This is a genomic window from Streptodolium elevatio, from assembly GCF_053592165.1.
In genome coordinates, this window is sequence record NZ_JBSFVE010000044.1 from 21,740 (window position 1) to 31,030 (window position 9,291).

The 9,291-nt window shown below is 71.4% G+C and carries 8 protein-coding genes and 2 pseudogenes; 7 read left to right on the forward strand and 3 right to left on the reverse strand.

The window, feature by feature from the left end:
- Positions 1-24: 24 nt before the first annotated feature.
- Both ACWD12_RS39615 and ACWD12_RS39620 read left to right on the forward strand, forming a co-directional pair.
- Positions 25-954: a hypothetical protein gene (locus ACWD12_RS39615; RefSeq protein ID WP_450103712.1), complete on the forward strand. Its 930-nt coding sequence runs from the start codon at positions 25-27 to the stop codon at positions 952-954.
- Positions 955-1,099: 145 nt separating this feature from the next.
- Positions 1,100-1,357 (forward strand): hypothetical protein, encoded by a 258-nt coding sequence (locus ACWD12_RS39620; RefSeq protein WP_450103713.1) that lies wholly within the window; start codon positions 1,100-1,102, stop codon positions 1,355-1,357.
- Here the strand turns inward: ACWD12_RS39620 and ACWD12_RS39625 are convergent.
- Complete coding sequence (locus ACWD12_RS39625) at positions 1,321-3,114, reverse strand: zeta toxin family protein (protein ID WP_450103714.1); 1,794 nt, start codon at positions 3,112-3,114, stop codon at positions 1,321-1,323. The two genes, ACWD12_RS39620 and ACWD12_RS39625, sit on opposite strands and share 37 nt — an antisense overlap.
- Before the next feature lie 213 nt (positions 3,115-3,327).
- On the opposite strand from ACWD12_RS39625, the gene ACWD12_RS39630 reads away from it, so the two are divergent.
- Both ACWD12_RS39630 and ACWD12_RS39635 read left to right on the forward strand, forming a co-directional pair.
- Positions 3,328-3,468, forward strand: a complete 141-nt coding sequence (locus tag ACWD12_RS39630) for a hypothetical protein (RefSeq protein ID WP_450103715.1) — start codon at positions 3,328-3,330, stop codon at positions 3,466-3,468.
- Between the two features lie 156 nt (positions 3,469-3,624).
- A pseudogene (locus ACWD12_RS39635) lies at positions 3,625-4,044 on the forward strand (Mu transposase C-terminal domain-containing protein); the annotation flags it as partial.
- A gap of 184 nt (positions 4,045-4,228) precedes the next feature.
- Here the strand turns inward: ACWD12_RS39635 and ACWD12_RS39640 are convergent.
- On the reverse strand, positions 4,229-5,233 hold the full coding sequence (locus ACWD12_RS39640) for an NADP-dependent oxidoreductase (RefSeq protein WP_450103718.1): 1,005 nt from the start codon (positions 5,231-5,233) through the stop codon (positions 4,229-4,231).
- 140 nt (positions 5,234-5,373) lie between these two features.
- Positions 5,374-6,066: an SDR family oxidoreductase gene (locus tag ACWD12_RS39645; protein WP_450103716.1), complete on the reverse strand. Its 693-nt coding sequence runs from the start codon at positions 6,064-6,066 to the stop codon at positions 5,374-5,376.
- 123 nt (positions 6,067-6,189) lie between these two features.
- Here ACWD12_RS39645 and ACWD12_RS39650 point away from each other — a divergent pair, with 123 nt between their 5' ends.
- The 3 genes and pseudogenes from ACWD12_RS39650 to tap all read left to right on the forward strand — a co-directional run bounded on the left by ACWD12_RS39650 (position 6,190) and on the right by tap (position 9,261).
- Complete coding sequence (locus tag ACWD12_RS39650; RefSeq protein ID WP_450103719.1) at positions 6,190-6,771, forward strand: TetR family transcriptional regulator; 582 nt, start codon at positions 6,190-6,192, stop codon at positions 6,769-6,771.
- 733 nt (positions 6,772-7,504) lie between these two features.
- Positions 7,505-7,672, forward strand: a pseudogene (locus ACWD12_RS39655) (helix-turn-helix domain-containing protein); the annotation flags it as partial.
- A gap of 59 nt (positions 7,673-7,731) precedes the next feature.
- Positions 7,732-9,261: a telomere-associated protein Tap gene (gene tap, locus ACWD12_RS39660; protein ID WP_450103720.1), complete on the forward strand. Its 1,530-nt coding sequence runs from the start codon at positions 7,732-7,734 to the stop codon at positions 9,259-9,261.
- Positions 9,262-9,291 lie beyond the last annotated feature (30 nt).

Sequence of the window (9,291 nt, forward strand, 5' to 3'; positions counted from 1 at the left end):
CTGGTGGAACTACCGTCTCCGGCTATGAGCCTCAACTCGTGGCGCCCTTTGTCGGCGCGTACCGGTGCCGCGCCCGAGCCCGCCGACACGCTCTTCGAAGGGGTCCCGCGCCACTTTGAAGGGCCTGTTCGCAACTGGCTCCAGGAGTTCGTCAGCGACGACATGGCCGGGCGCATCCACCTTCGCCTGCGCGTGGCATCGCTGACTTCGCCCCAGGCCTGGCAGTCCAGGTATCCCGACGACCACACGGGGCTCTTCCTCATCGACGCCGTCGACGCCGCGCTGGACATGGGGGTCACTGACGATTGGGTTCAGGAGGAGCACGCCCTCCACGCCCTGCGCAACATCAACGTGCCTTCCGCCCGTTCCCCCGAACTGTGGGGACCCGGCCTTCGCGATCCCGGAAGTCCGGTGGGAACCCTGACAAGGCTCCTGGACGATGCCGGTTCTGCGTACCGCGTCCGTGAAGACGGCCGTGGACTGGAGTTCCGCGTAGACCCGACCGTCATTGAAGCCGCGGCTACGGCACGGGCAACGGCGGAAGCCGACGCCGACACCGGGTCCGCTGCCGAGCATCTGGCTGCGGCGTGGTCTGCGGCGTACGGTCTGCGTCCGGATCCGACCCGTGCGTACAGCGAGACCATCAAGGCGGTGGAGGCTGCGGCACACGCGGTGATCCAGCCGAACCATGCGAAGGCGACTCTGGGCACGATGCTGGGCGAACTCAAGGCGAACAAGGCCAAGTTCGCCGGGGCCATCCCCGACGGTTCGAACGCGGCGACCGTGGATACCGCTGAGGCCATGATGCGCACGCTGTGGGAAGGCCAGACATCCCGGCACGGAAACCGCGCCGTCACCACGCCGGAAACGCTCGAAGCCGCACGCGCCGGCGTCCACCTCGCGGTGGCCCTGGTTCAGTGGTTCGCGTCTCAGGCCATCGTCCGCGTGCCGTAGCGCACCATCGTCGTCCTGTCGGCCTCTTGAGGTTCGCGATCTCTGTACGCATCCGGCCGACATCTGGTGCTCCGGATTGCCGACAGGCCTCTGCGCTGAGGAGAATCCGTCGGCACAGCGATGAGAACAACCGAGGCGGCCCACCGTGTCCGACAAACCTGCAGAACCGGTCAGCCATGCGGATGCCGACGCCGCGATCGGGCGGGTGATCCGCTGGTGCCGCACGCAACTCGCCGACGAGCAACGCGCCGCGGCACCCGACCAGACGCGGCTGCAGCGCTTGCTGGACGGCCTGGCGGCGTGCCTGGCCGACCAGCGCCGCCTGGCAGACGCCGACCCGGCCGACTTGGGGCGGATCGCCGCGGACTACGAGGCGCGGCTGAGCGACCTGTTCGAGGCGTAGCCCCCCGCTGAGGTCCGCGCGCGCACGGGTAGTGCGGCGCGGCTGGTCGGCCGGGTGAGCGTTCCGGGGCACAAGTCGGCGGGCAGCAGCGGCCAGGCCAGGCGGGTGATGTCGCGCAGTTCGAACCGGTACTGCGGCAATTCGGCGACCAGGCGCCGCTGCACGCCGAGGAACCGCACCGCGTCCGGGGTGGTGTAGGGGCGGTGGCGTTCCGCAAGCAATGCGGGCACCGCCCCGACCCGGCACCGCCACGAGCCGTCCGGGGCGCGTTCGTTGCGGTACGCGGCGGTGCGGTCGCGGTGCAGCACGGTGACCGCGTCGACCAGCCGGGCCTGCTCGGCCGCCACGATCGCGGCGGGGATCGCGGCGAAGCAGGTGTTGTGTCCGGCGGCGGCGGTGAACCTCGCGGGTCCCGTACGAGACAGCCGTGCGTACCGGGCCGCGGCGCCCTGGCGGCTGTCTGCGGCCCGGACGCCGAGGACGACCAGTTCGATGCGCCGCGCGGCGGCGCGGTCGGCGCGGGCGCAGTCGAGGAACTGGTCGGCGTTCCCGGGGGAGATCTCGATGGTCATGTCGCCGCGGTGCTGGCGCACGTACGCCTCGGCTTGGCGCTGCCAGGCGGTGTATTCCGCGCGGATCCGGGCGCCGGCGGTACGCGGCTCCTCGAGGAGGAGGTTCGAGTAGTCGGGATGCAGGTTCTTGAAGTCGTCGCCGGTGATTTTGACGGGGCGGCGGTGCCGCGCCGCGCGGCGCACCAGATACGCGGCATCCGTCTTCCCGGCTCCGGGCTGCCCCATCACGTAGGTGGTCACCGGCTGGTCGTGCGCGGTGATGTCCGCCAGGTAGCCAGGCACGATCAGCGCGTCGAACGTCCAGCGGTGCTCGGCGGGCGAGAGCCGGTGGTAGTGCACCCCTGGCGCCTCCAGGATGGCCTGCGCGGTCCGGCGCACCGGCTCGGCGAGCGCCGCCGCGCGTTCGGCGTCCCGCTGCACGGCCAGACGCCGGTCCTCGTCCGCGACCTCGCGGTGCAGCCGCCGGTCCGACAGCGTCACCCCGAGCCGGAACGCGGCCGTCTCCGGGGCTGTCCACCACCGCCGGTGCTCGGCGCCGACCACCGCCGCAGCGCCCGGCACGCCGGTCCACCGACCGGCACTGTTCAGGTGGTTGGTGTAGAGCACCGTGTGGTCGCGGCGCACGACGGTGACCCGGTCGACCAGGCGCTCGTCCTCGACCACCGCGAGCGTGGTCAGCAGTCCGGCCACGCAAGTGTCGTGGTTCTCCCACGACACCCACCGGCCGCCGCCGTCCGCGTGCCCGGCGAGGTAGCGGTCCAGGATGCCCTGCGCGCTCGCCGCCGGCGCGGTCGCGACCACCACCAGCTCGACCTGGTGCCCCGCCGCCCGGTAGGCCACCGACGCGGCTCGCGCCTGGTCGGCATCGGCCAGCGCTGTCTCGACCACCGCGTCCAGGCGGTGAACCCGCACATGTTCCTCGACTTCGGCCTGACGCCGACGTACGTCCCCGCGCACCCCGATCCCGGCAAGCCGCACATCCTCCGCCAGGAGCTCGGCATAGGAGGGGTGGGCCGCCTTGTACAGGTCGCTGCATACCCGCACTACCGGGCCGCGCCGCTCCAGCGCCGCCTGGACCAGGTCACCGGTCACGGTCTTGCCCGCGCCTGGTTGGCCGGCTACCAGTACCACCACTGGCTGCGCGTGAGCCGCCGCCGAGGTCCACTTCGGCAGGATCCGCGCCACCGGCCGCTGCCGCGCCTCGTCCGCAGGTAAGGCGCCCGGCGGCCCCTGGGCCTGGGCGTGTTCGCTCTCCCCTGTGAATGTCCGTAGTCGCTTGCACGGGTGAGCTGGGTGTTCGCCCTCGTGTGCAGGGGGCTGTGGTTCTCCGGACAGTCCGAAGTCGTGTGCTCTGCGATCGTTTTGGCCGTACTTGCGTGCGCGGCAGGAGGTTCCGGGATGGCGGGCGGGTCGGTGACCGAGCGCGGGGTGCTGACCGCGCCCGCCGATGTATGGGCCACGGCGGTCCGGCAGGCGGAGGTGATCCGGCCGCTCGCGGCGCGAGACACGGTGGGCCTGGCGGACGCGGTTGGCCGATGAGCGGGAAGCCGCACACGCTGTTCGTCGACAACGCCGCGGAGTTCAAGAGCGAGACCTTGCGCCGCGGGCTGCGACCAACACGGCATCAAGCTCGGCTACCAGCCGCTCGGGTTACCGCACTTCGGCGGGATCGTGGAGCGGCTGATCGGCACGATGATGCAATTAGTGCACGAGCTGCCGGGCACGACGTTCTCGAACGTCGCCGAGCGCGGCGCCTACGACAGCGATGCGCGGGCGGTGCTGACGCTGCGGGAGCTGGAGCGGTGGCTCGCGTTGGCGGTGGCGTCGTACCACGGCCAGGTGCACGAGATACTCGGCCGCACCCCGGCCGGGGCGTGGGCGGAACGCGCTGCGGCGGACCGGCCGGTGACGGTGGGCAACGTGGCCGCGTTCCTGGTGGACTTCCTGCCGGTGGTGCACCGGACCCTGTCCCGGTCGGGGTTCGTGGTCGACCACGTGCAGTACTACAGCGACGTACTGAAGCCCTGGATCGCCCGCCGCGAGCGGCTGGGCCGGTTCGTGCTGCGCCGCGACCCGCGCGACATCAGCCGGATCTGGGCCCTGGACCCGGACAGCGACGCGTATGTGGTGGTCCCGTACCGGACGCTGTCGCGGCCGCCGATCAGCGCGTGGGAGCAGCAGGCCGCCGCCCGACGGCTGCGCGAGCTCGGCCGCGCCGAGGTCGACGAGAACGCCCTGTTCGCGATGGTCGCGCAGATGCGCGCGATCATCTGGTGTCCGGCGGGATCGGTGCCTGCGCTCACGCCATCGAGACGACGACCTTGCCGGCCTTCGCGCGGCCCTTTTCGACGTACTCCATGGCCTGGAGGGTCTCGTCGAAGGGGAAGACCCGGTCGACGATGGGGCGGATCTTCCCGGCGTCGATGAGGGGGGTGAGTTCGCGGAGTTGGTCGCCGCTGGCCTTCATGAAGAGGAAGGAGTAGGTGGCGCCGAGGCGCTTGGCCTGGCGCCGGATCTTGGCGCTGAGCACGGTCGTCCCCAGGCGCATGACCGCGTTCGCGCCGAGCTCGCGGGCGGTGGCCGCGTCGGGCGGGCCCGCGACGGAGATGGCCAGGCCGCCGGGCTTGAGGACGCGCAAGGACTTGGCGAGGGTCTCGCCGCCGAGGGAGTCCAGGACGACGTCATAGCCGGTGAGGAGTTCGGAGAAGTCCTGCGTGCGGTAGTCGATGACCTCGTCCGCGCCGAGGTCCTTGACGAGGTCGACCTTGGCGGTGCTCGCGGTGGCGGCCACGTACGCGCCCAGTGCCTTGGCCAGTTGGATGGTGGTGGATCCCAGGCCGCCGGCGCCCGCGTGGATGAGGACCTTCTGGCCCGGCTGGACGTTCGCCCGCTCGACCAGGGCCTGCCAGGCGGTCAGCGCGACCAGGGGGAGGGAGGCGGCCTCGGTCATGGTGAGTGTGGCGGGCTTGAGGGCCAGGTCGTCCTGGTGGACGGCGATGAGTTCGGCGAAGGTGCCGATGCGGTCCTTGTCGGGCCGCGCGTAGACCTCATCGCCCACCGCGAAGCGGGTGACGGACGATCCCGTACGGACGACGGTCCCAGCGAAGTCATTGCCCAGGACGAGCGGGAGACGGTACGGCACGATCGCCTTCAACTCACCCTCGCGGATCTTCATGTCCAGCGGGTTGACGCTCGCCGCGTCGATCCTGACCAGGACATCCTCGGCGCCCACGTGGGGGTCGGGTGCATCCCCGGCGCGCACCGTGGTCGGGTCGCCGTACTTCTCGACCATGAAGGCCTTCATCGTCATCTCCGTTCGTTCCGTCTCCCGCACGAGTGGGGACGAGGGGGTGTGTCCGTTACGGACTTCTGCCGCTGAGGGGGAGTCTCTGGCGTTATCCGTGTCGGCGCATTCCGCGCCGGTACGGAAGAGCGGGGCGGGCGTCAGGCCGCGGCCGTCCCGGGGGTGCCGGCCAGACTCTGCTTGACCTGCCGGGTGACCGCGTCGGCGAGGATCTCGGGCAGGCCCGCCTCGACGCCGAGCAGTGCCTGCGCCGCGACGTCGGCGGGGGAGACCTTCTGGTCGGCGGGGACGCCGGCGGCCATGTCGGTGTCCATGTAGGCGACGTGCAGCGCCGAGACGGTGATGCCGCGGGGCGCCAGCTCCTCGCGGGTCGCGTCGCTCATCGCCCAGGCGGCGGCCTTGGAAGCCGCGTAGGAGCCGGCGCCGGCCGGGTGGTACCAGGACAGGGCAGACAGGACGTTGAGAACGGCGCCGCCGCCGTTGCCCTCGATGACCGGGGCGAAGGCCCGGGTCGCAATGAGCGGGCCGACGAAGTTGGTCTGCATCTCGCGGTGCACGTCGTCCAGGTCGCCGCCGATGAGCGTCGCGCCGGTGGCGAGGCCTGCGTTGTTGATCAGCAGCGTCGCATCCGAGGCGATGCGGGCGGCCTCGTGGATCGACTCCGGGTCCGTCACGTCGAGGCGCAGCGGGCTTACGCCCGGCAGGTCCACCGTCTCGGGGCGGCGGGCCGCTGCGTAGACCTTCGCGCCGCGCTCCACGAGCTGGGCGGCGAGATGCCGTCCGAGGCCTCGGTTGGCGCCGGTGACCACTGCGACCGCGTTCTTGAGTTCCATGTCCGCTCCAGGTTCTGTCGGGAGCCGTCGGGACACCCTCACCGTTTAGATTGCATTACCAATCTAAGCACCAGACTACGATAGATGCCAATCGACATCCAAGCGGGAGAACGGGAGGTGGCCATGGGCCGCGTATCGCAGGCGCAGGCACAGGAGAACCGCAGGCGGGTGGTGGACACCGCGTCGCGGCTGTTCCGGGAGCAGGGCACGCACGTCAGCGTCGCCGATCTCATGAAGGCGGCCGGCCTCACCCACGGCGCCTTCTACAAGCAGTTCGCCTCCAAAGAAGCACTCGTCGACGAGGTCACCGCCCACGCCATCGACGAATGGACCCAGTGCCATGCGGCCCACTTCGACCAGTACGGAGAGCACCGGGATGCCGCCCAGCGGGACCTGATCAACGCCTACCTCGCCCCGGAACACCGCGACAACGCGGCGGACGGCTGCCCGGTCGCGGCACTTGCCACCGATATCGCGCGTGAACCCGAAGGCGGCGAGGCCCGGCGCACCTATGCGCGGGGCGTGGCCGACTTCGCCGCGCTCCTCGCCCCCGCCGAGGCACCCGGCAGCGAGGGTGGCGAGGAAGGCCTCGTCCGGCTGTGCACCTTGGTCGGTGCGCTGCTCCTCTCCCGGGCCACCGAGGGCTCCCCGCTCTCCGACGAGATCCTCGCCGCCGCGCGTGCGGCCCTGGTGGAGACGGCCTGATCGGGGGCGCACACCCACCCGGAGTCGCCGGCGCGGCGGCCGCCGTCACCGTCACCGTCACCGTCACCGCGGCAGCAGCACGCCGACCTGGTCCCGGATCTCCCGCAGGATCTCGTCGGCGCCCGCGGCGGCGTTCACGCTCGGCGCCATGGCGAGGAACATGACGCGCGCCAGCGTCGCGGCCTCGCTCTAGAGCCGGTCCGCCCGTCGCGGCGCAGGACGGCGGCGATCATCCCGTTACGGCTTTTGGGCTCACCTTGGCTGGACCCCAGGAACGGCACGGCGTATGGGGGGCCGAGTACCGGGTTCCCTGGTGGAAGATGTTGTTGAACAGGCTTCGGAAGGCGCTCTCCCGGGCCTCCTCGTCCGGCCCGCACACCGCCCGGAGCTGGTCGGGCACGTCCTCGGCGCTGCCGTGGGCATGCATGCCCCAGGGCTGCCCAGTCGATGTCATCCAGCCCGGCCAGGAGATCGTCGGATTGCTGATCCGCATGCTCGCAGGTACCGCCGGCGCTGATCCCGCAGACGAATCACTCCCTGGAGCTGCCCGGACTTAGCTGAGACCGGACAACCGGGACCCCGCGCACACGACTTCGGCCATCAGTGCAGCCAACTCCGGAAGCTGACAACGGATGAGCTCGGCGGGCGCCCAGCTTCATGGATAAATTCAAGGATAAAATCACAGAAATTCCAAGGATAAAACCGTGCTATGGTCTATATCTGGAGGTGACGTATGCCCACCGAGGAAGAGCTGTTCGCCGCCGTCGACGCACTCTTGGCCGGCGAACCTGAACTGCCCCCGCCGTCCGAGCGGGTCCGCCTGCGAGAAGCCGCGGGAGTCACCCAGGCCCGCCTGGCCCAAGCGCTCCAATCGACCACCCAGACGGTGAAGAACTGGGAGGCCGGCCGTTCCGAACCGCGCCCCCCGCGCCGTGAGGCCTACCTCAAGCTCCTCGACGCCTGGGCCACCCGCTACCCAGCGCCCGCGCCCCCCGCCCCGGAACCGGCCGCACCGGTGACACCCGCAGCCGCGCCGAAGGCTCCGGCCGCACCGGCGCCACACGACGAACCCGCGGCCGCGCCCGCCGCGACGGCCAGGCCCTCGACGTCGCGGCGCCCGCCCGCAAGACCGCCCCCGCGCCCACCACCACGGCGACCAAGTCAGCGGCCGCGAGCGGCAAGCACGCGCACGGCCCGTTGCTGGTCCTGGACGGCGACGGCACCGCGTACGGCGTCGGCGGCATCATGCTCAACTGCCCCGCCACCACGGTGCCCGAGTTGGTCGAGTGGACGTTGTCCGACGCCGGGATCGGCGCCGAGCGCCTGCACCGGCACGGCCGCGACTCCGACCCGCTGGTCGTGCTCACCGAGGCCGCCGCGGTGCGTCTCGGGCTCCCGGCCCGGCTAGAGGGCGCCGAGGCCCGCCGAGGCCTGCGCCTCCCGGACGACCACCCCGTGGTCAAGCAGATCGGCAAGGCCAAGTGGCAGCTGACCAAGCGCGGGTTCGGGCCGTGGGCCCGCGTCTACCGCCCCGCGCAGGGCAACCAGCGTCTGTGCGTGCAGCTGGCGATCGTGTCCTGGGACGCCCTCGACTCCCGCGCCTGGTCCGACGCCGGCGACCTGCCCGCCCCCGAACTCGCCCGCGTCCTGGGCGTCTACGCCGAACGCGTCCTGACCCCGCGCGGATCGACCGCGGTGTGCGGGCTGGAGCTGATGACCGCGCTGCGCCCCCCGACCCGCGCGGCCAAGGACGAGACCGGCACGTGGGTGTCCCAGGCCAACTCTGGTGCGCTCATCGCGGCGGTCGACCCGGCCCCGCCGGAGGCCCCCGCCGAACACCCCGTCGCGCAAGGCTGGGACCGCGGGTTCCTCGACGAGGAGGCGTACCAGTGGGTACGCGACCCCCAGCTCCTGGACGACGCCGAATGCCTGCTCGACTTCGCGGTCGGCCTGGACATCAACACCGCGTTCCTCGCGGCCGCCGCACGGCTCACGGTCGGCCTGTCCGGCCCCGAACACGTCGTGCGGCCGCAGTTCGACAAGAAGATCCCGGGAAGCTGGCTGGTCGACCTGTCCGCCATCGAGCTTGACCCGCGCCTGCCCAGCCCGTTCACCCCGTCCGGGCAGCGCCCCACCGGCCCGGCCTGGTACGCCACCCCCACCGTCGCCTACGCCGAAGAGCTCGGCGCCGACGTAAGGCCGTTGGAGGCGTTCCTGAGGTTCGACACCGGCGCGTACCTGGACCCCTGGTACGACCGTCTCAAGGCGGCGTACCTGGCCACCATGGCCGACCTCGGCGTCGGCGTCGGCCAGGGCGTCGTGGTTCACAGGCCAAACCTAGACGAGACTCCTGACTTGATTCCCTTCCGCGCGGGCCCCGCCCAGCTCGCCCCCTGCGCCCGCCGTCTCCGCCCGCCCCGCCCTCAGAGGGCGGTATGTGAGTTGATGTCCGTGATGGTGTCGCCTGAACGTGTGGCTCTGGGGGTATAGGGCTGATCGCGGGGCGGGGTCGTGCTGGAC